Genomic DNA, 19,405 nt, shown 5'->3' with positions numbered 1-19,405 from the left:
GCCATCAGAGATGTGTATAAGAGACAGCATCGATACCGCCGGCGGCCTCGCGCTCCGAACTGAACTCGAGCGACCCGTCGACTCCTCGATCGCGACGATCAATCTCAACGTGAACTACCTCCGGCCGGCAACGGGCGATCTGACGGCGACGGCGAACGTGGTTCGCGTCGGCGGGACGGTCGGCGTCAGCGAAGTGATCGTCGAGAGTACGACGCCGGATGGCGAAACCGTGGAGGTCGCGACGGGCCAGGGTTCCTATCGCGTGTTCCGTCAGGGATGGGACTGAGTGTGCCGATTTCGCTCATCGACTGTTTCTCGTGAGTGTCGCCGGACTCGACCGTAGCGATACCGATCGAGTGCGATTCGTTGTGGCTCCCGGTTGCGTTACGCTACCATCCACAGTCGAAGCCCCAGATAACACATGATGAGTCCGAACGTTCCGGCGTAGAGAAGTTCACCGCTCGTCGCCGAGGCCACCAGCGCGACTGCGTTGAGGAGTATTCCGAGGACGTACATCGACTGCAGGCGACGCGAGTTCAGTTCCATGCGGAGGGGTTCGAAGGCGGGAGTAAAACGCTCGTTGCTCTTGTTCTGGTTCTAATTCTGATTCTGGTTCTGATTCTGATTCTTGCTCTTTGCCCCGGTCGCGCGGGCCGACACCGAACCTCCGCGCCGCATTACGCCACGTCGAACGTCACGTCCTCTCGGCTCAGCACCTCTCCGAACAGCCAGTCGGCGTGTTCGAGGGCGTACTCGCGGTGGCCGTCTTCGATCGCGCCGATGCAGTCTTCGACCATGAGCGGGCGGAAGTCGCGCAGGCCGGCGCTGCCGCCGGTGTGAAGCACGCAGACGTTCGCGAGCGTGCCGCAGATGACCAAGTCGTCGATGCCGCGGGCGTTCAGCCAGCCCTCGAGTTCGGTGTTGTAGAAGGCGTCGTAGGTGTGTTTTTCGACGACGTGGTCGTCGGGATCGACGGTGAGCTCGTCCACGATTTCGGCCTCCCAGGAGTTCTCGAGGACGTGCTCGCCCCACCGGGCGAACTCGTCGTAGTAGTGGGCGTCCGCGAACTGTTCTGGCGGGTGCACGTCCCGAGTGTAGACGATCCGCGCGCCGGCGTCGCGGGCGCGGGCGACGAGTTCGGCGATGTGGTCGATGACGCTCTCGCTCCCGGGAGCGTACAGCGCGCCGTCGGGATGGCAGAACCCGTTTTGCATGTCGACGACGACGACCGCCGTGCGCGTCGGATCGAGATCGAGGGTCATGGGTGTTCCTACGAACGCGCTCGCAAAAACGTTCGCGGCGGTGGTCCGTGATCGACGCCGGATGAGTGCGGTCTCCCGATGAAACGGGTCGGCCACCGACCGTCGTCCTTTTGCCGGTTGCTTTCGTACGACTGACTATCCTATCCCGATGAACTCGACGCGCACACGGCTTCTGGGTGGTCTGGCTGTTTTCGCACTTCTCGTCCTCGTGGTCGCCGGTGCCGGTGGCTTCCTGCCGTTCGCCGTCGGTCCCTCTCCCGACTCGGATGAGAACGGGCAACCGAACTCCCCGGCGACGGACGACCGACCGGCCGATCCATCGACTACCGACACGATCGGCTACGTCGACGGCTACTGGTACGACGACGAACTTCCGGTCGACGATCGCGACAACCAGACCCTCGCCGAGGGTGAACTCGACGCCGTCATCTCGCGATCGATGGCCCGCGTCGAGGCCATTCGAAACCTGACCTTCGAGGAGGACGTCTCGGTCGACGTCGTCTCCCGCGAGGAATACCGGAACGAGCAGACCGAAAACGGCAGCGTCTTCACGAACGCCACCGGTGCCGTGCGACTACAGCAGAACGTCAACTACGAGGCGCTGTTTATGGTGGACCGGAACACCGATGCCGCGGACGCCGCCGAATCGCTGTACGGCGGGTCCGTCAACGGCTACTACGACCCCGAAACCGAGCAGATCGTCATCGTCTCCGAGAGTTCGGGAACGCCGACGCCTAACGAAGCCGTGCTCGGTCACGAACTCGTCCACGCGCTGCAGGACCAGCAGTTCGGACTGAGCGGCTACGAGCGCGAGACCATCGATCAGGACAACGCCGTGAACGGACTCATCGAGGGCGACGCCTCCTGGGTCGACACCGAGTACGAACGCCGCTGTGGCGAGACGTGGACCTGCCTCCAGCCCGAACGCGCCACGCCCGACCAACCCGACCTCAACTGGGGACTCTACCTGACGATCTATCAGCCCTACGACGACGGCCCGGACTACGTCGAGTTCTTGCTGGAACAAGCCACGGACGAGGCGGCGTGGGAGGCGGGCGAGTACAACTGGGAGGCCGTCAACGCGGCCTACGACGACCCGCCGGCGAGTTCGGCGGAGACGATCCGTCCAGGCGAGGACCGCGAGCCCGCTTCCACCCAGGTCGCGGACCGCTCGTCCGACGAGTGGCAGCAACTCGAAGTCGACGGCGCGATCGCCAACGAGACCGTCGGCGAAGCCGGCATGGTCTCGATGTTCACCGCCGACGCGTTCGAGTGGGGCCGCCAGCCCGTCATCGAGCAATCCGACTTCCTCGAGTCCAGCATGGGCTACGACTTCGATCAGCCCGAGACCGACGGCTGGGCCGGCGACGAACTCGTCACGTACGTCGCGGACGACGCCGTCGATGCCGTCGCCGGCGGTTCGAACGAGACGGTCGACGACGCGGTCAACGAAACCGGATACGTCTGGCGGACCGAGTGGGCGACGACCGATGACGCCGAGGCGTTCGCTGGTGCCTATCTCGAACTGCTCGACAACCACGGCGCCCAACCGGTTGACGACCGCCGGAACACCTACGAGATCGAATCGGACTATCCGGGTGCCTACTATCTCGACGTGAGCGGCGAGACGGTGTCGATCGTGCGCGCGCCGTCGATCGCTGAACTCGACGCCGTCGAGGAGGGTGCCGCACCCGCCGGTGAGGATACGATCACAGCTAGCGCTGACGGCACCGAGGATGGCGGTTCCGCTGCTTCGGACGACGAACGGTCGCTCATCGGCGCGCTGATCCCGGATAGCGGAGTCGGCATCGGAGCCGTCGCGCTCGGATCGGTTCTCGTCCTCGCGACCGGTGGCTGGGTCATTTTGCGTCGAACGCGTGTCGTTTCCGGTACCGTGCTCTCACTCCCGTTCCCGTTCGAACTCTCCGATTCGGCGTCCCGTCTCTCGCCGCCGTGAGCGCCGGAGACGGGTAGCTTTTTTGCTCCCCGGAGGAAATCGACGCTATGTCAAACCCGTTCGGAACCATTCCCCCTGCTGCGATTCTCGAGGGGACCGCGACGGACGCCTACTTCGAGCGTACCCACACGACTCTCGAGCACGCGGGGAAGAACCCGCACGTCGTCGCCGAAGTGACCGCAGACCAGTTCCCGACCGGCGAGTTCGACGTCTTCACCGGCATCAAAGACGTTGCAACGCTCTTCGAGGGGTGTGCCGTCGACGTCGACGCTCTTCCCGACGGGCAACTGTTCGACGGCGGGCCCGTTCTCCGCATCGAGGGCCCATACCGCGCGTTCGCCGAACTCGAAACCTCGCTGCTCGGCTTTCTGTCGCAACCGAGTGGCTTCGCAACGGCCGCCCTCGAAGCGCGACAGGCCGCGCCGGAGTCGTCCGTTCTCTCGTTCGGCGCTCGCCACGTCCATCCCTCGATCGCATCGACGGTCGAACGCGCTGCGCTGCTCGCCGGTCTCGACGGGTTCTCGCACGTCGCGGCGGGAGACATCCTCGATCGCGAGGCGAGTGGCACGATGCCCCACGCGCTCATGTTCTGCTTCGGCGAGGGCAACCAGGCCGCGGCCTGGGAGGCCTTCGACGAGGCCGTCCCCGAGGACGTGCCCCGAATCGCGCTGGTCGATACGTTCTGGGACGAAACGACCGAGAGCCTGCTGGCCGCCGAGACGCTCGGTGACAACTTAGACGGCGTGCGCATCGATACCACGAGTTCGCGTCGCGGCGACTTTCGGCACATCGTCCGCGAGGTGCGCTGGGAACTCGACGCCCACGGCTACGAGGACGTCGACATCTTCTGTAGCGGCGGGCTCGGACCGAACTCGATCCGCGAACTGCGAGACGTTGCGGACGGCTTCGGCGTCGGGAGTCACATCACGGAGGCAGCGTCGCTGGACTTCAGTCTCGACATCGTCGAGATAGAGGGCGAACCGATCTCGAAGCGGGGCAAACTCTCGGGCGTGAAAGAGGTCTACCGGACCGCCGACGGCGGTCATCACGTCGCGCTCGCTGATAGCGACGCGCCAGACGACGCCGACCCGCTGCTCGAACCGCTCGTCCGCGACGGCGAGATCGTTCGCGAGTTCGACCTCGACGAGGCGAGCGAGCGCTGTCTGGCGGACGCCGATGCGGTTAGATTCCAAGAATCGGAAGCGTAATCACGCGCTCTCGGAAACCGGTTAGTATAATGACGGAACAGCCCTCCCCGCACATCGAAATCGCGAACAAACTCTTCTTCAAACTCGTCGTCATCGGTTTCGGTGCCGCCTTTTTCGACGGGTTCGTCCTGCTTTTTGCCGGACTGATCGGCCCGTTCGGCCCGCTCGCTTTCGTTTCCCTCTTGCTCGTAAACGTCCCCGTTCTCTGGCTCGTGTTACACGCGTTCTTCGCGGCGATCGACGAACTGCTCAAGGCGAACCGTCACTCTCCGGCGCGATCATCCGCGGAGCACGGCGAGTAGCGCCGCGAGGCGTACTCGGCGGGACGGTTTCGATCGAACTCGACGCCGATTTCAAAACTGAACTCGCAGCGGCCGCTCTCACCGTCTCGGCGGCTTCGGTGAACTGAACTCTCGTCGGTGCCGTTGCACGACGGACTGCCGTGGCCGTTCACCACCGTCGATATGCTCGTCGGTACAGCGGTGACGATTTCTGCACGAGAAGCGTTCGCGACGCGTCGCTGTTCGGATGCGGTTTCTTCCGTGAAGACGACGCCTGCTCAGAGTTCTTCGATGCTGCCGTCGGCCTCGCGCTCGCGGAAGACCTGGCCCTCGAAGAGGGTGACGACGACGTCGTCATCTTGCCAGGAGCCGGGGGCGAGCTTGGCCTTTCGACAGGTCCGGTCGAGGTACTCGCGTGCGCTCCAGCCGTGTTCGACCGGCACCGTCGGGTAGAGCCAGCCGCCTTCGCCGCCGTCGATGGCGGCCCCGTGCGTGCCGAGTTCGAGATCGGCGAGCGGATCGTCGGTGAGGATGACGTTTCTCACCGCACAGACCGAGACGGTGAGGTTCGGCAGTTCCGAGGGGCTAATCTCGGAGCCGCACGAATCTTCGCTGGCTGCTTCGATGGCCGCGTCGACGATGACGTGGCCGAGCTGTTCACCCGAACGGTAGCCACCGGCACAGCCACGCAGGCTTCCGCGGCCTCGCGTGGATTCGAGTCGAACGAACGCACCAGTTCGCTCGTAGAAGCTTTCTCGCATACTGCCCGGTTGTTCTCGTTGCCCGTGTTCGACGTAGGATTCGACGGATTCACGCGCGAGTTCAACTGCACGTGCACCGTCTTCGTAGGAGAGGTTGACGCCCTGTCCCTGGGACATACAGATGTACATAGGGATAGGCGTCCTAAAACGCTTCCATTCCGTTTCGAGAGTCAGACCAGTGCTGTGACCCACGAGAACGGCGTCGTATCGGCGCGAATCGAGACGATTCCAACCGAGGGACTTATTCACCAGCAGGACCTACAATCGGTGGAGAGAGAGCCTGGCTGCCGCGGCGGGTGAGTCGGTAACGACTCGCCTGTTGACTGTGGGCACCGATCGGTGACCCGCGACGAACGTGACTCCTCCCGTCGGGAGGGGCCACGCCCGCGAGGAAAGTCCCCCCACCTGTTCGGGCAGGTGACTGGACGCAAGTCCAGAGCGGGAGACCGCTGGCTCTGGAACAGAAACGACACGTCTCGGTCCGACCGATGATGCGTGCGACCCCGACCGCGAGGAAGGGCAGTTGACCCGCAGAGGGTGTGCAGTCTGGCCGTGGTTCGAACCCACGGGTCGCGACGGTTCGTGGTGTCCCATCGGGAGATCACACCGGCAGACGGCGCGTGCCGTCGACCGCAAACGACGCGATCGGCTGCGCTCAGACGACCGAGGACCGATGGAACGGCGAATCCTCACCGGTGCAAGTCCGTGCCGTGGTAGCCCGAACAATGCGGCCGCGCCGCAACGGCACGGACGCTCAGCCGAATGCCGGGACGAACAGAAGGGGGCTTACTCCTCTCACCACTTTTCACTGCACCGCCTGTCTTCAGCGATAGTCTCCAGTAGCTATCGCAACGGCGATATCACTCCTCTCACGCGACAGATTCGAGGTTCGAGCTCGAGACTTACGGTTTCGTGTGTTGCGTTTTGCGGTTTCTCGGTTCTGACGGTAGCCGTCTTACTCCGCCTGTTGGCTCGCTTTTACCGTCAACTTCTGCCCGTGACGAGCCATGATCACGGAAAACCCTTCGTATCCGAACGAAATTCGTGTCTCCGGATCGGCTAAGTCGCTCTGTGAACCAAAGAGGGCATCGAGTGCGTCAGGATCAATTACCTCGTAGAGCGGCACGAGTTCGGTCGGATCACAGTCAGCAGCCGTCGCCACGGTCTCGATGGCGGCAAGCGATGCGGACCGTGAGAGCTCGAACTCGCGGTGAACGGTGGTCGACGATGCGGTACGTGCATTTTTCTGCTGTCCCAGTTCCGAGTCCATCCCACTTCTTGGAAGAACGGCCACACCATCTTATAAAAGTCTGTCTAAATCCCGCCCAGTTTCTCCTCGTTTTACCAATTTCCATTAGAAATTGTCTAAACTAATATCATATTTCTTCTCTTCAATGAATCCCTGAAATCGGCGTCATCGGCTTCGAAAACCGCATCAGCGGGACCGTGTGTTCGTGATGTGGGAATTACATGTCAGATTTGATGTGTCTGCGCGTCCTGGCATGGTGAACTCTTCGAGCCGCTTCGATTACTCGCGTCGTTCGGTTTCCGAATTCGAACGCGGCTACTGTCCTCCGCGTACCGATTTTGCGTATCAATTTTCGCCACGTGCTGCTCGCTACACTCGCGGTATTGTACTGAAGAGAAACGTCCTGACGGAGATTTGAACTCCGGTCCCTGGCTCCGCAAGCCAAGAGGATAGTCCACTACCCTATCAGGACTCATCTCTTCGTAACCCGGTGACCATTAAAGCCCTTTCGAAAGCGACCGGCAAACGGGCCTGGTTCGGCCGATTATGCCTGGTTTACTCACTCATGATTCGGGTCCGCTGGTGGCGTCGAGTACACGTTCCGGACTGCGCTCAGTACCACCTGGGACGGCCGAGAGAGCAGACCGCGAGTTCAAGTACGGAGGCGAGCCCAGAGACGGGTACAGATGGAGACCGTCGCAGCCCGGGGTTTTCGATATCGATTCCGGTCCACGACTGTATCGAGCGCGCACACGACGAATGGACAACGCTTATGCGCGGGCTACTCATGCACGAGCATAGAATGAGCGACATCGAGGGCGTCTATGAAGACCTCGAGGCCGACATCTCTCTGGAGGAGTTTCGCGGGGCCGTCGAGGACAAAGTCGAGCAGATGGGGGGACTCGCGGACGAGGAGACGGCGGCGATGCTGATCGCTCACGAGATCGGCGAGAGCGAGGTCGGAGGCATCGCCGACATCGAGCCCGGCATGGAGGAAGCGAAGTTCGTCGCCAAGGTGCTCTCGATCGGCGAGCGCCGCACCTTCGAACGCGACGGCGAGGACGAGGACGGCCAGGTCGTCAACGTCGAGGTCGCCGACGAGACCGGCTCCGTCCGCGCGGCCTTCTGGGACGAGCACGCCGACGCCGCGATCAACGAACTCGAAGAAGGCCAGGTACTGCGAATCAAGGGTCGCCCGAAGGACGGCTTCAGCGGCGTCGAAGTCAGCGTCGACGAGGTCGAACCGGACCTAGATACCGATATCGACGTACAGATTTCGGACACTTACACCGTCGAGAGCCTCTCGCTCGGTCTTTCGAACGTCAACCTCGTCGGCCTCGTCCTCGACACCGACACCGTTCGCACGTTCGACCGCGACGACGGCTCCGAGGGAAAGGTATCGAATCTCGTCCTCGGCGACTCGACCGGCCGCGTCCGCGTCACGCTCTGGGACGATCAGGCGGACCTCGCGACCGAACTCGAGGCCGACGAGACCGTCGAGGTCGTCGACGGCTACGTTCGCGAGCGCGATGGCTCGCTCGAACTCCACGTCGGCAACCGGGGTGCAGTCGAGACGGTCGACGCCGATATCGAGTACGTCCCGGAAAGCACGCCGATCGAGGACCTCGAGATCGGCCAGACGGTCGATCTCGCCGGCGTCGTTCGATCGACGGACCCGAAGCGGACGTTCGACCGCGACGACGGCTCCGAGGGACAAGTCAAGAACGTCCGCGTCCAGGACGCCACCGGCGACATTCGCGTCGCGCTTTGGGGCGAGAAGGCGGATCTCGACATCGGTCCCGGCGACGAGGTCGCACTCGGCGACGTCGAGATTCAGGACGGCTGGCAGGACGATCTCGAGGCCTCCGCCGGCTGGCAGTCGACGATCACGATTCTCGAATCGGAGTCCGACAGCGCCGGCGGTGCGAGCGGGGCTGGCGACGAGAGTTCGGCGAGCGACGAAAACGCGGGGCTCTCCGCGTTCGCGGGTGACGCGGCTGCCGGCGACGACGATGCGACGAGCGGCGATGCATCCGCGTCTGACACCGCCGGGGACGAGGACGGCCGCGCGACCGCGGACGAGACCGGAGCCACCGACGCCGGCGAGCCGTCGGACGGGGACGAACTCGAGTTCACCGGCGTCGTGGTGCAGGCCGGTAGTCCGGTCGTGCTCGACGACGGCGAGACGACGATGAGCGTCGAGACCGAGGCCGATGTCGGCCTCGGCGAGGAGGTCACTGCGCGGGGCGTCGTTCGAGAGGGACGACTCGACGCAAACGACGTGTTCTAGACAGTCCTCGCCTCGCGATCGGCGAGGAAAAGCGTTAAGGGAGTTAGCTTCGCCTAGCATGATATGAACGTCGAACTCCCGTTCGCGCCGGTGGATACGATTATCCGGCGGAACGCGGGTGATCTTCGGGTGAGCGCCGACGCGTCGGCCGAACTCGCAGCCCGGATTCAGGACCGCGGGAGTGACCTCGCGATCGACGCTGCCGACCGCGCCACTGCGGACGGACGGAAGACGCTGATGGCGTCGGATTTCGAGGTCGAAACCGTCGTCGAAAAGGACGAACTCGAATTGCCGGTCGCACCGGTCGACCGAATCGCGAGACTGGAGATCGACGACCGCTACCGGGTCTCGATGGATGCCCGCGTCGCGCTGGCGGACATTCTCGAGGATTACGCGGACAACGTCGCGGGTGCGTCGGCGATCCTCGCCCGCCACGCGGATCGGCGAACGATCATCGACGACGACATCGAGACGTACTTCTCGCTGTTCGAGTGAGTGTGAGATGCAATTTGGCTACAGCGAGGTCTGCCTCGCACACGATCCCGGTTCGCGCCACCCGGAGTCTTCGGACCGGCTACGGGCGATCAGAGAGCGTCTGAAGAAAAAACACGGCGTCGCGTACGTCGAGGGTGATCCCTGTTCGCTCGACGAGATCGCGGCCGTTCACGATCGCGCGTACATCGAATCGGTCGAGTCGTTTTGCGCCGATGGCGGCGGGAACTGGGACCCCGATACGACCGCCGTCGAGGACACCTGGGATGCGGTTCGGTACAGCGCCGGCCAGGCCTGTTGGGCCGTCGATGCCGCGCTGTCGGGGGCGACGGGCCGGGATACCCCGTTTTCGATCGGTCGGCCGCCGGGCCACCACGCCGTCACGGACGACGCGATGGGCTTTTGCTTCGTGAACAACGTCGCCGTCGCCGCCCAGTACGCCCTCGACCGCGACGACTACGATGTCGACCGCGTCGCAATCGTCGACTGGGACGTGCACCACGGCAACGGCACGCAGGATATCTTCTACGACCGCGAGGACGTGTTCTTCGTCTCGATCCACGAACAGGGGCTCTATCCCGGCACCGGGGATATCGACGAAACCGGTACCGGCGACGCCACCGGGACGACGATGAACATCCCGATGCCCGCCGGAACGGACGACGCCGGCTACCTCGCGGCGGTCGACGGCCCGATCGCGGCCGCGCTCGAGTCGTTCGATCCCGACCTCTTGCTCGTCAGCGCCGGGTTCGACGCCCACCGTCACGACCCCATCTCGCGCATCCGCCTCTCGACCGAGGCCTACGCACTGCTGGCCGATCGACTCCGAACGCTCGCCGACGACACCGACGCGTCGCTCGCGTTCGTCCTCGAAGGCGGCTACGGACTGAACGTCCTCGCGGACAGCGTCTCGATCGTCCACGAGACGTTCGACGGCCGTGATCCGATCCAACCCGACGACGACGAACCCGACGACCAGGTCGTCCCGGTGCTCGAAGACGTTCTCGCGGCCCACGACTTAACCATCGACCCGTAAGTCGTCGCTTTTCGTCGCCACCGCACCAACAACCGGTCGCGCTCTCAGGGCGCTGGCTCGAAATACGCTCGCAGTTCGCGTCCGAACTCGCCGAGTAACACCGTCACCTCGTCACCGACCAGCACGTCGTACCCCGATTCGAGTTCAGTCTCGACGTGTGCGCCGAGTCCCACGTCGAACAGCCGCTCGCTCTCGAGGAACGCCTGCGCGCTCGTGAACTCGCGCTCGCGCTCGGTGACGTACCGGTCGTCGTCGATAAACGGTCCGTACGCATCCGGGTCGTCTGCGTAGGTTTCATAGAACCCTTCGGCGTGTGATCGCACGTGAACCGGCGGGCCGTCGTGGCGCTCGACGGTCGGTCGCTCCGCAACCTCGAGTTCGGCGAACACGACGGCAGTCTCGCCGGCAAACGTCGTCGCCCGGAAGACGTCGAAGCCGCGGTCGTCGAACCCCTGCGTGATGCCGTCACGGGACTTCCGGAGCTGCGGATAGAGCTGATCCGCGACCAGGTCGGGCGCGTCGAACCGAACGGCGATCGGCGTCGTTCGCCGCGCCGTCAGGTGCTCGCAGAGTTCGGTTTCGGTTAGCGGGTCGGGGTCGTCCGCCTCGAAAAACGCGAGGGCCGGCGCGTCGATGAACTCGCGGGCGTAGTGCTGGAGGCGGGCGACGTTCTCGGGGGAACAGACGGCCGCGACGTTTCGCTCGGGGTCCGTGGGATCGATGACGACGAGGGGGTCGGCGAACGTTTCCCGGCCGTGACCCTCGGGGTCGAGTTCGACCGGCGGTTGCCAGTCGGCGGCAGCCGCAAGGAGCGGTCGGAAGCCGCCGTACTCCCAGACGAGCAGTTCCGTCAGGTAGCCGCTGAAGCCACGGGTTCGGAGGTCGCTGCCGTAGGCTCCGATCCCCTTCAGGAACTGTTTTGCGACGCGCACGTCGGCTGCAAGGGCGTCGTCGAGTCGCCGCTCCAGATACTGCGTGTGGAAGGGCGTCCGATCGACGGCCGAGCGGATTTCGGTCGCGGATTCGAGGCGAAAGCACGGGACCACGTCGATATCGAACCCGTCGACGGTGCCCTTGACGTAGGGGTGCTCGGCGTACTCCTCGTGGCCCTCGGGGAGGGTGGCGTGGCCGACGTCGAGGCCGTACTCCTCGAGCGTCTCCCGATCGAGTTCGGGTGGAAAGCGGACGAAGATATCGATGTCGCGGTCGCCGCTGATCCAGGTGTCCCTGGCCGTCGAGCCGACCTGTATCACGTTCGCGCCGGCACACAGGTCCGTGGCCGCCACTTCGGCGCGAGTGGCGAGTCGGTCGGCGACCTCACGCAACCGGTCGCGCTCTTCCGCATCGGGGTCGACCTGATTCCGGACGGCGGCGACGACGCGACTGAACTCGTCCCGTTTGCCGGAGTCGTCGTGCTCGTGGGTTCCGCCGTCGCGTTCGTCGGCGTCTGAGTCGGATCCCGAGCCCGCTTTGGACTCGGCGTCTGCATCGTCGTCGCTCATTTGCGCGCAACTACTCGTGCGGTGCGTGAAAGGGTGTCGAACCGCCGGAAGCGAAAACGAAAGCCCTATCAAAAGAACCCGCCAATCACGAGTTGAGCCGAAGTAGCTCAGATGGTAGAGCACCTCGCTGTTAACGAGGTTGTCCCAGGTTCGAGTCCTGGCTTCGGCGCTGTTTCTTCGACTACTACTCGTGGGGAGCAGTTGCTCCGAGCGAACCAGTGAGCAAACCAGCGAACGGAGGCGGACTCGAATACGCAAGTTGCAGCCGGTTGCAAACGCGGTGAGCGGTCCGGATCAGTTCGAACCCGTTCGAGTCCCGGTTTCAACGTTCGAATTTCGAGTTCCTCGGAATGCTGTCCGGTCGGGCTGGTTCAAATGTCAGTTGCGATTCCGGCGAGCGGGTCGGGAGATACGACGGGTGAGGCCATCTCGAAGGAAGAACGAGAACGGATTCGAACTCTCATGACGGAGGAGGGACGTTTCTGGAGAACCCGACGGTGTCGGCGGTTCAGCCACGCTCTCGGGTTCGTTCACGATCGGGGGCGGGACCGTCCGTCCTCATAGGTCGAAGATGGATATGGGTGCGGACACGTTCTGTCCGGCGTTCGAAGGGCAGACCGAGGCCACGTGTGAACTCAGCGTGTGCGAAACCGGACCGACGAACCCCAGTGAAGATGGCGCGGTCGTGTACAAAGAGCAGGCGATCGGTGCCATGCCAGTCGGCGGACGGTTCCGGGTCGAAGTCACGGACGGCGACGCCGTCCTCGCATGGCAAGAGTTCAGCTACGACTGCTCCGGTGAGTCGGAACAGGACTGACGGCTCGGGACAGGCCTCCCAGCTGCTGCGAGGCGAGTTCCGATAGTAACGGGGGACATCTCTCCCCACTGTGCTTTCGAAGAGGATTCTACTGATCGGATAGATCGGTCCGGCCGCGCTCTCTCCACCGGTCTCGCCCGCCGTTCGGAAGACAGCAATTATCGCCCTCCGGCGAGACAGATGAACACGACTATGCCACCCAGTGAACGCCACGACGATACCGCCGAGACGACAGCTCGCCGCCAGACCGACGACCACGGGCACGATACTATTGACCCGCTATACATCGCGATTGTGACGGTCTCGAGTTCACGCGCCGAGGCGGCGGCCGATGACTCGAACGCTGCGCCGGACGATCCGGGCGGGGATACCATCCAGCGGTGCTTCGAGAACGCGGGCCACGAGGTGCGAGAACGGCTGTTGGTCCGGGACGATTACGCTGCAATCCGGACGGCGGTTCGCGGGCTTGTCGCGCGCGACGATATCGACGTCGTGCTCACCACCGGCGGGACGGGCGTCACCGCGGATGACGTCTCGCCGGAGGCGACGGCATCGCTGTTCGAGCGCGAGTTACCCGGCTTTGGCGAACTCTTCCGGTCGCTCTCGTGGGACGAGGTCGGCACGCGGGCGATGGCATCGCGCGCGACGGCGGGGATCGCTGTCGATACGCCGGTGTTTTGCTTGCCCGGAAGCCAGAGCGCCTGTCGAACCGCCTGCGAGGACCTGATCGTTCCCGAAGCGCCCCACCTCGCGGGGCTTGCCACGCGACACCGCGTGGAGTGAGAATCGGCGAGACGAACCCGGTCGCCGTTCACTTTCACTCCGGTGGCGGCACTTTAAATACCATCGGGCGCGAATGGACGTATGCCTCCCAGTGAAACCAAGGAGGAGGCGTGACACAATGAGCGACGTACGACAGCACGCGGACGATATCCACGACCAGTTTTCGGACCACCTCGACGTGAGCGTCGAGGATGTCGAAGAGCGCCTGGCCACGCTCGTCGACGAGTACAAAGTGCCGATGGACGAGGCGCGCCGGAGCGTCACCAACCACTACTTAGAGGAGGCCGGCCTCGAGCGCGATGACCTCTCGAGCGGTTCCAGCGAGGCGGTAAACGTCGAAGACGTCGACGAACCCGAGGAGTGGGTCGACCTCACGGCGAAGGTCATCGAACTCTGGGACCCACGAAGCGACTCCGTCGCCCAGGTTGGCCTGCTCGGCGACCCGACGGGGACGATCAAGTTCACCAAGTGGGCCAAATCCGATCTGCCGGCACTCGAGGAAGGCGGCGTCTACTCCCTCCAGAACGTCGTCACCGACGAATATCAGGGCCGGTACTCGGTTAAACTCAACAGCACAACGATCATCGAGGAACGCGACGAGGACATCGAGGTCGGCGACGACACGAGCGTGATCGAGGGCGCGCTCATCGACATGCAAAGCGGCAGCGGACTCATCAAGCGCTGCCCCGAGGACGACTGCACCAGAGTCCTTCAGAACGGCCGCTGTAACGAACACGGCGAGGTCGAAGGCGAGTTCGATCTCCGAATCAAAGCCGTCGTCGACGACGGCCTCGACGCCCACGAAGTCATCTTCGACAAGGACGCCACGGAGAACCTGACCGGACTCTCACTCGAGGAGGCCAAGGACATGGCGATGGACGCCCTCGATACGACCGTCGTCGCCGACGAAATCGCAGCCGACATCGTCGGCACCTACTACCGCATCGAGGGCCCAACCTTCGGCCGCTACGTCCTGGCTGACGACGTGACTGAACTCGACGGGCCGGCGGATGCGGAGGAACTGCTGATCAAAGCGAGGTCGATGTAATCATGAGCCAGGCAGAACTCACCCGCGAAGTCGCCCGTCGCGTCTTCGCATCGGAATTCAACGACTCGACGTACACGTTCAAAGAATCCGACGACGAGCGCGCGCCGAACTTCGCCCTGCTGCCGACGGGTGATCGCGCAAACCGCGTCTTCGTCGCCGGGACGCTCACGGAAACCGAGGACGTCGGCGAGGACAGCGAGTACTGGCGCGGCCGGGTTGTCGATCCGACCGGGACGTTCTTCGTCTACGCCGGCCAGTACCAGCCCGAAGCGGCTTCGACGCTGCGCGAGACCGAACCACCAGCCTACGTCTCAGTTGTCGGAAAACCGCGGACCTACCAGACCGACGACGGCACGGTCAACGTCTCTCTACGGCCCGAGTCAATCGCCGTCGTCGACGCCGCGACTCGTGACCGCTGGGTCGTCGAGACCGCAGAACGAACGCTCGACCGCATCGAAGCCGTCGAGGCGTGGGAAGCCGAACAGGAAGCGCCCGAAAGCGGCTCGACCGCACCGACGAACGAGTACGCCCAGATGGCCCGCGACCAGTACGACTCGCCGGTCGTTAACTACCGTAACGACGTGATTCAGGCCCTCGAACAACTCGAGGAAAACGAGGCGACTGCCTGACCGCGCCCCTCGATTTTCACTCTTTTCCTGCCTGCTTCCAGCCAGCCACAACACAGTACGGCGCGGCGCGTACCGTCGTCTGACGAACCGTTAAGTGGACCGCCACGTGACGTACTGACGAACACGCATGGGCAACAAGAACAAGACAATCTCGTTTCGCGTCAACGAGGATGCGTTCGAATCCCTGCAGGATATCGCCGAAGAGCGCGATATCTCCCTGTCGGCCGTCTTCCGAGATTACGTCGACCAACTCGTCGACCACGACGGCCAGGTCACGGTCGTCCCCGAGCACGAACTCGCCGTCCGGTCGGCCAGCGAAAACGGCGACGACGGCAACGAAGCCGATCTCTCGTTCCCACCAACCGTCGAGGTACCGAAGCGATTCATCCGCGAACACGAACGACTCGAACTCGAGGCCGAGCACTTGCGAGAGCAGTTAGACGAGTACAAAGCGTACGTCACCGATCTGCAGGACCGACTCGACGACGAGCAAGACGAGGTGCTCCTGCTCGATGATCTCGACGACTTCGAGACAGGGGAGCAGTCAGATGACACCAGTACGTATCAGTTCCGCTGAGAGACGAGCACTAACAGCGCTCGTCTTTGCCTCTTGAACTGTAATCCGTACGGAGATACATGGCCGGTGGCCGATTTTACGCCCGTATCCCGTATACCGACTGTGTCGGGTCGATTCCTACCGCGACAGGTCTTGTTTTGCCTGCCGGATCTCGTCACGTTCGTCCGCGGCCCCGTCGACGTTCGCGAGGTGTTCGGCAGCCTCCAGCGTTCGAACCCCGCTATCGAGAAACGAGAGCACGTCTCCAGGATAGGCATAGACCATGTAGTCGTCGGTCATTACGTCGACGATGGCGTCGGGACCCAGGCCCTGCGCGCGTAGATCGAGCAGGTACTGGATGAACTTTCGCTCCGGACACCCGCAGTAGGGATTGTTGTCACACTCACAGTCGAGGAAATCCTCGGTGAACTCGAGAACTCGATCACGAGTAGCGTCGTCGAGTTTCTCGAGTCCCTCACCCTGAAAGAGCATATCGAGCGTTGCACCCTTGAACGCCCCTTTGGGGATATTCGTCTCGAGTTGTGAACTGAGCTGGCGGTGGTTCTTGACGTATATCTTGTCGGTGATGGCCACGCGTTGGCCTTCCTACGGGTGCACGGCCGAAAAGCGTCTCGGTCGCGTTCTCCAGGCGGTATCGGCTACGTCCCCGGACCGAAGGGCTTGCCTCTGTCGCAGTTCACGAGTGTTTCTCGCCCCTTCCCCGAGCACTATTCACTGAGTGTTGAGTGCTGAGCGCTGTGAGCGGCTCTCTCACGGTGGCTGCTACCACGGTTTCGCACGTGAGTCGTAACGTATTTCAGGCCAACCGGACCTACATCAGTGTGCAAGCGTGTCCGGGTTGGGGTAGTGGTTATCCTTCAGCCTTGTGGAGGCTGAGACGCGGGTTCGATTCTCGCACCCGGACTTTTTCATCGCGTCGAACTCCCCGAGCAGCAAATCCAGAGAGCGAACCTCCACTCGGCTTTCTGTGGCGAGCGATCTGATTCCCCGTAAGTGGCTATCGAAACTGAATTCCGTCAACCCGAGACGAGTAGCGTCTGCCTCGTCGAGTTCAGCTCGCGTACCGAGTTCGTGCGATACCGCGACTTGAGTACACGCGACACCAGAGTTTGTCATGGCAGATGCACCTCCACTATCCCTGACGCTACTGCACTCGAGTTCTGATACTGATACGGTCTGCTGTACCGATTTCCCGGCGCAACCTAGGACGGTCACGGTTGCCCCGGAACTGACTTCCAGCGGTTCGTACAGAAGGCGTAGTGCGCAGTGAGCAGTCCTCTTCGTTGGTTCCCTTCGACCGCTATGAATCGTTGTCACTATCGGTGATGTTTTCTGGAAACTGCCATATTTTGATGTACTACTGATCATTGTCTTGGTGAAGCGTGTTGTCGCTATGGCTCGGCAGGAACGAGCGGAGAGACAGCGGTGCATTCGGAGGTGTCCTTCTTCCTGGCTGCATTTTTCATAGATCACACACCTGATCACAGAGATACTCCCCCTCGAGAGACGGTTTAAGCTAGATAATATTAAAATATAGACATAAACAAATAGTATTGGGAAGTTTGATATACAATATATCGTGACTTTGTTCTATGGATAGATATCCAGTTCCTAACGAAGACAGTCCGGCAGGCATCCTCGATAGTCGTGCAGAAGCACTGCTGATCGATGCACTGGTAGTCGCTCTCGTCTGCGGTATCCTCGGGTACGGCGGCGGGACGATTATTCTCGGCAGTTCGCTGGGTGGTCTCGGTGGACTCATTCTGGGACTCCAATTCGTCGCCCCGGTCGTTCTTTTCGTCTACCAGATTCTCTTTGAGGGCTACTACGGCCAGACGATCGGCAAGCGAGCGCGGGGGATCGTCGTCGTCAAAGATGACGGGTCTCGCTGTACCTGGGTCGCGGCAACCCTCCGGAACGTTCTGCGTGTCGTGGATATACTGCCGCTCTTCTATCTCATCGGTATCGGAACCGCATATCTCTCCTCGAAACACCAGCGAGTCGGAGATCTCGCAGCCCAGACGATCGTCGTCTCGATCGACGAGTAACGTCTCGAACTGAACGGCTCGCTTTCGATAGTTCGCGACGGTTGTAGACGGTTCGAACAGCAGTCTACCAGCCACTGCTGACACGGCGTATTATTCCGGACAGTGCGTTTTGATGCTCTATCACATACACCTCGGCATGCGAACGGATCGACCTGACAACCTACTCGATGAGACCCATCGCAATGCAATCTTCGGGTGGATCATCGTCGTCGTCCTCTGCACGCTCGCGACGATCCACGCGTTCGAGTCGTCCTTCCGGTGGTTCGTCTTTACGGGGCTCGCCGTCGCGATTATCCTCCTCCCTGTGGCTTCCCATCACGACCCGCGCGTGATGCCACCGTGGACACTGCTCGTGCTCGTTGCGATCCCAGTCGTCGATGCAACGATACTGGGAGAAACGTTTCTGACATCGATCGCCGTCTACATCGCCGTCGCTGCCGTCGCACTCGTCGCCGTCACCGAAATCCACCGATTTACCGCCGTTCGAATGACTCACTCGTTCGCGATTGCGCTCGTCGTGATTACGACCCTTGCCGTCGCCGCAACGTGGAACGTCGCCCAGTGGACGTCCGCCCTCGCGTTCGGAACGCCCTCCATCGACGCCGGCCGTTCGGCGAACGCAGCCAACCACGCGATGATGATGGACTTCGTGTACGCCACGATCGCCGGCTTCCTCGCCGGTATCGTCTTCGACCGATACGCGATGCGATCGCCACCCTCCGACAACGAATCTCCGCTCTCACGTCCCGTCGACTCCGACGACGACCATTCCCTATCCGAATCGGCCTCACAAAACGTGCCCGACTCGACCACCGAGAGCGATACGGTCCCGCCGTTTCTCCGCAGCCGCCTCAACGCCTCCGATCAAACCATCAGGCGACTCTCTCGACTGCTTCAACTCGCTCTCGGCTTCCTGTTTCTCTACGGCCTCCTCACTCGCGACGCAACGACCATCACCAACGCCGGCATCGCACTCGCCATCACGGGCCTTCCGGCACTTCTCGAACGCGACCTCCGCCTCCCTCTCGAACCTGAACTCGTCCTCTGGATCACCGGTGCGGTCTTTCTCCACGCACTCGGTTCAGCAGGGCTGTACGGCTTCCTCGGGCCATGGGACAGCCTGACTCACGCCGTCTCCGCATCGATTGTTGCCGGGACGGGGTATACGGCCGTTCGAGCCATCGATCTGTACACTGACGAAATTCACCTTCCCCCGAGAATGCTGTTTGTCTTCATCCTGCTGTTCGTGCTGGCATTCGGCGTCATCTGGGAACTCATGGAGTTCGCCCTCGGTTTCTTTGCCCAGTGGTTCGGCTCCGAGGTCGTCCTCGCTCAGCACGGCATCACCGATACGATCGGCGATCTCTTCTACGATCTCGTCGGTGCCCTTGTCGTCGCAATCTGGGGTTCGGTGTACCTTACCGATGTGTCCCATCGTCTCGTGTCACGCTTCGACGAGTGATTG

20 protein-coding genes, 3 tRNA genes and 1 other RNA gene are annotated in these 19,405 nt (G+C 62.6%); 17 read left to right on the top strand and 7 right to left on the bottom strand.

Annotated elements, in window-relative coordinates:
• A partial coding sequence (locus tag C481_RS16940; RefSeq protein ID WP_152422203.1) for a PaaI family thioesterase occupies positions 1 to 286 on the top strand: 286 nt, incomplete at its 5' end.
• A gap of 98 nt (positions 287 to 384) precedes the next feature.
• Here C481_RS16940 and C481_RS22305 read toward each other — a convergent pair.
• Positions 385 to 546 (bottom strand): hypothetical protein, encoded by a 162-nt coding sequence (locus C481_RS22305; protein ID WP_006110546.1) that lies wholly within the window; start codon positions 544 to 546, stop codon positions 385 to 387.
• Positions 547 to 677: 131 nt separating this feature from the next.
• On the bottom strand, positions 678 to 1,262 hold the full coding sequence (locus C481_RS16935) for a cysteine hydrolase family protein (RefSeq protein WP_049904725.1): 585 nt from the start codon (positions 1,260 to 1,262) through the stop codon (positions 678 to 680).
• 148 nt (positions 1,263 to 1,410) lie between these two features.
• Here C481_RS16935 and C481_RS16930 point away from each other — a divergent pair, with 148 nt between their 5' ends.
• Genes C481_RS16930 through C481_RS16920 form a run of 3 tightly spaced genes read left to right on the top strand, consistent with a single transcriptional unit; the run spans position 1,411 to position 4,729 of the window.
• The gene (locus C481_RS16930) at positions 1,411 to 3,219 is read left to right on the top strand and encodes an Hvo_1808 family surface protein (protein ID WP_006110544.1); all 1,809 of its coding nucleotides are present in this window, start codon (positions 1,411 to 1,413) and stop codon (positions 3,217 to 3,219) included.
• A gap of 47 nt (positions 3,220 to 3,266) precedes the next feature.
• Positions 3,267 to 4,427, top strand: coding sequence for a nicotinate phosphoribosyltransferase (locus tag C481_RS16925; RefSeq protein WP_006110543.1), 1,161 nt, complete (start codon positions 3,267 to 3,269; stop codon positions 4,425 to 4,427).
• A gap of 29 nt (positions 4,428 to 4,456) precedes the next feature.
• Positions 4,457 to 4,729, top strand: a complete 273-nt coding sequence (locus C481_RS16920) for a hypothetical protein (protein WP_006110542.1) — start codon at positions 4,457 to 4,459, stop codon at positions 4,727 to 4,729.
• Positions 4,730 to 4,986: 257 nt separating this feature from the next.
• On the opposite strand, the gene C481_RS16910 is transcribed toward C481_RS16920, so the two are convergent.
• Positions 4,987 to 5,586, bottom strand: a complete 600-nt coding sequence (locus tag C481_RS16910) for a TIGR00296 family protein (protein WP_006110541.1) — start codon at positions 5,584 to 5,586, stop codon at positions 4,987 to 4,989.
• Positions 5,587 to 5,839: 253 nt separating this feature from the next.
• Between C481_RS16910 and rnpB the strand changes: the two genes are divergently transcribed.
• Positions 5,840 to 6,266: RNase P RNA component (gene rnpB / locus C481_RS16945), an RNA gene on the top strand.
• A 158-nt stretch (positions 6,267 to 6,424) separates the two neighbouring features.
• Here the strand turns inward: rnpB and C481_RS16905 are convergent.
• Together C481_RS16905 and C481_RS16900 are read right to left on the bottom strand one after the other, a co-directional pair.
• Positions 6,425 to 6,739 carry a HalOD1 output domain-containing protein gene (locus C481_RS16905; protein ID WP_006110540.1) on the bottom strand — a complete coding sequence of 105 codons (315 nt, stop codon included), beginning with the start codon at positions 6,737 to 6,739 and terminating at the stop codon, positions 6,425 to 6,427.
• A gap of 378 nt (positions 6,740 to 7,117) precedes the next feature.
• Positions 7,118 to 7,190 (bottom strand) — tRNA-Arg (locus C481_RS16900).
• Positions 7,191 to 7,520: 330 nt separating this feature from the next.
• On the opposite strand from C481_RS16900, the gene C481_RS16895 reads away from it, so the two are divergent.
• From C481_RS16895 to C481_RS16885, 3 genes are all read left to right on the top strand, one after another.
• Positions 7,521 to 9,008, top strand: a complete 1,488-nt coding sequence (locus C481_RS16895; RefSeq protein WP_006110539.1) for a single-stranded DNA binding protein — start codon at positions 7,521 to 7,523, stop codon at positions 9,006 to 9,008.
• Positions 9,009 to 9,071: 63 nt separating this feature from the next.
• Positions 9,072 to 9,503 (top strand): histone, encoded by a 432-nt coding sequence (locus C481_RS16890; protein ID WP_006110538.1) that lies wholly within the window; start codon positions 9,072 to 9,074, stop codon positions 9,501 to 9,503.
• Positions 9,504 to 9,510: 7 nt separating this feature from the next.
• Positions 9,511 to 10,536 (top strand): histone deacetylase family protein, encoded by a 1,026-nt coding sequence (locus C481_RS16885; protein WP_006110537.1) that lies wholly within the window; start codon positions 9,511 to 9,513, stop codon positions 10,534 to 10,536.
• Positions 10,537 to 10,580: 44 nt separating this feature from the next.
• On the opposite strand, the gene cca is transcribed toward C481_RS16885, so the two are convergent.
• Positions 10,581 to 12,038: a CCA tRNA nucleotidyltransferase gene (cca, locus tag C481_RS16880; RefSeq protein WP_006110536.1), complete on the bottom strand. Its 1,458-nt coding sequence runs from the start codon at positions 12,036 to 12,038 to the stop codon at positions 10,581 to 10,583.
• A 96-nt stretch (positions 12,039 to 12,134) separates the two neighbouring features.
• Between cca and C481_RS16875 the strand changes: the two genes are divergently transcribed.
• From C481_RS16875 to C481_RS16850, 6 genes are all read left to right on the top strand, one after another.
• Positions 12,135 to 12,207: transfer RNA gene (locus C481_RS16875), tRNA-Asn, on the top strand.
• Between the two features lie 408 nt (positions 12,208 to 12,615).
• On the top strand, positions 12,616 to 12,855 hold the full coding sequence (locus C481_RS16870) for a hypothetical protein (protein WP_049904731.1): 240 nt from the start codon (positions 12,616 to 12,618) through the stop codon (positions 12,853 to 12,855).
• A 192-nt stretch (positions 12,856 to 13,047) separates the two neighbouring features.
• Entirely contained in the window at positions 13,048 to 13,638 is a 591-nt protein-coding gene (locus C481_RS16865; protein ID WP_006110534.1) for a MogA/MoaB family molybdenum cofactor biosynthesis protein, read from the top strand.
• Positions 13,639 to 13,756: 118 nt separating this feature from the next.
• Positions 13,757 to 14,686, top strand: coding sequence for a hypothetical protein (locus C481_RS16860; RefSeq protein ID WP_006110533.1), 930 nt, complete (start codon positions 13,757 to 13,759; stop codon positions 14,684 to 14,686).
• 2 nt (positions 14,687 to 14,688) lie between these two features.
• Positions 14,689 to 15,315, top strand: a complete 627-nt coding sequence (locus tag C481_RS16855; protein WP_006110532.1) for an RPA family protein — start codon at positions 14,689 to 14,691, stop codon at positions 15,313 to 15,315.
• 127 nt (positions 15,316 to 15,442) lie between these two features.
• Complete coding sequence (locus C481_RS16850; RefSeq protein WP_006110531.1) at positions 15,443 to 15,892, top strand: hypothetical protein; 450 nt, start codon at positions 15,443 to 15,445, stop codon at positions 15,890 to 15,892.
• Between the two features lie 117 nt (positions 15,893 to 16,009).
• On the opposite strand, the gene C481_RS16845 is transcribed toward C481_RS16850, so the two are convergent.
• Positions 16,010 to 16,465: a DUF5814 domain-containing protein gene (locus C481_RS16845; RefSeq protein ID WP_006110530.1), complete on the bottom strand. Its 456-nt coding sequence runs from the start codon at positions 16,463 to 16,465 to the stop codon at positions 16,010 to 16,012.
• Between the two features lie 259 nt (positions 16,466 to 16,724).
• Here C481_RS16845 and C481_RS16840 point away from each other — a divergent pair.
• The 3 genes from C481_RS16840 to C481_RS16830 all read left to right on the top strand — a co-directional run bounded on the left by C481_RS16840 (position 16,725) and on the right by C481_RS16830 (position 19,402).
• Positions 16,725 to 16,796, top strand: a tRNA-His gene (locus C481_RS16840).
• Positions 16,797 to 17,484: 688 nt separating this feature from the next.
• Positions 17,485 to 17,940 (top strand): RDD family protein, encoded by a 456-nt coding sequence (locus tag C481_RS16835; RefSeq protein WP_006110529.1) that lies wholly within the window; start codon positions 17,485 to 17,487, stop codon positions 17,938 to 17,940.
• Between the two features lie 136 nt (positions 17,941 to 18,076).
• Entirely contained in the window at positions 18,077 to 19,402 is a 1,326-nt protein-coding gene (locus C481_RS16830; protein WP_049904730.1) for a hypothetical protein, read from the top strand.
• Positions 19,403 to 19,405 lie beyond the last annotated feature (3 nt).

Source organism: Natrialba asiatica DSM 12278 (assembly GCF_000337555.1).
Classification (GTDB): Archaea; Halobacteriota; Halobacteria; order Halobacteriales; family Natrialbaceae; genus Natrialba; species Natrialba asiatica.
The sequence above is the reverse complement of the archived record's forward strand: the minus strand, read 5'-3'. Positions and strand labels throughout refer to the sequence as shown.

Coding starts and splice junctions, on each gene's coding strand:
- C481_RS16835 (WP_006110529.1), top strand. CDS start 17,485: ATGGATAGATATCCAGTTCCTAACGAAGACAGTCCGGCAGGCATCCTC.
- C481_RS16865 (WP_006110534.1), top strand. CDS start 13,048: ATGCCACCCAGTGAACGCCACGACGATACCGCCGAGACGACAGCTCGC.
- C481_RS16925 (WP_006110543.1), top strand. CDS start 3,267: ATGTCAAACCCGTTCGGAACCATTCCCCCTGCTGCGATTCTCGAGGGG.
- C481_RS16855 (WP_006110532.1), top strand. CDS start 14,689: ATGAGCCAGGCAGAACTCACCCGCGAAGTCGCCCGTCGCGTCTTCGCA.
- cca (WP_006110536.1), bottom strand. CDS start 12,038: ATGAGCGACGACGATGCAGACGCCGAGTCCAAAGCGGGCTCGGGATCC.
- C481_RS16890 (WP_006110538.1), top strand. CDS start 9,072: ATGAACGTCGAACTCCCGTTCGCGCCGGTGGATACGATTATCCGGCGG.
- C481_RS16910 (WP_006110541.1), bottom strand. CDS start 5,586: ATGTCCCAGGGACAGGGCGTCAACCTCTCCTACGAAGACGGTGCACGT.
- C481_RS22305 (WP_006110546.1), bottom strand. CDS start 546: ATGGAACTGAACTCGCGTCGCCTGCAGTCGATGTACGTCCTCGGAATA.
- C481_RS16930 (WP_006110544.1), top strand. CDS start 1,411: ATGAACTCGACGCGCACACGGCTTCTGGGTGGTCTGGCTGTTTTCGCA.
- C481_RS16850 (WP_006110531.1), top strand. CDS start 15,443: ATGGGCAACAAGAACAAGACAATCTCGTTTCGCGTCAACGAGGATGCG.
- C481_RS16935 (WP_049904725.1), bottom strand. CDS start 1,262: ATGACCCTCGATCTCGATCCGACGCGCACGGCGGTCGTCGTCGTCGAC.
- C481_RS16885 (WP_006110537.1), top strand. CDS start 9,511: ATGCAATTTGGCTACAGCGAGGTCTGCCTCGCACACGATCCCGGTTCG.
- C481_RS16860 (WP_006110533.1), top strand. CDS start 13,757: ATGAGCGACGTACGACAGCACGCGGACGATATCCACGACCAGTTTTCG.
- C481_RS16905 (WP_006110540.1), bottom strand. CDS start 6,739: ATGGACTCGGAACTGGGACAGCAGAAAAATGCACGTACCGCATCGTCG.
- C481_RS16870 (WP_049904731.1), top strand. CDS start 12,616: ATGGGTGCGGACACGTTCTGTCCGGCGTTCGAAGGGCAGACCGAGGCC.
- C481_RS16920 (WP_006110542.1), top strand. CDS start 4,457: ATGACGGAACAGCCCTCCCCGCACATCGAAATCGCGAACAAACTCTTC.
- C481_RS16830 (WP_049904730.1), top strand. CDS start 18,077: ATGCGAACGGATCGACCTGACAACCTACTCGATGAGACCCATCGCAAT.
- C481_RS16895 (WP_006110539.1), top strand. CDS start 7,521: ATGAGCGACATCGAGGGCGTCTATGAAGACCTCGAGGCCGACATCTCT.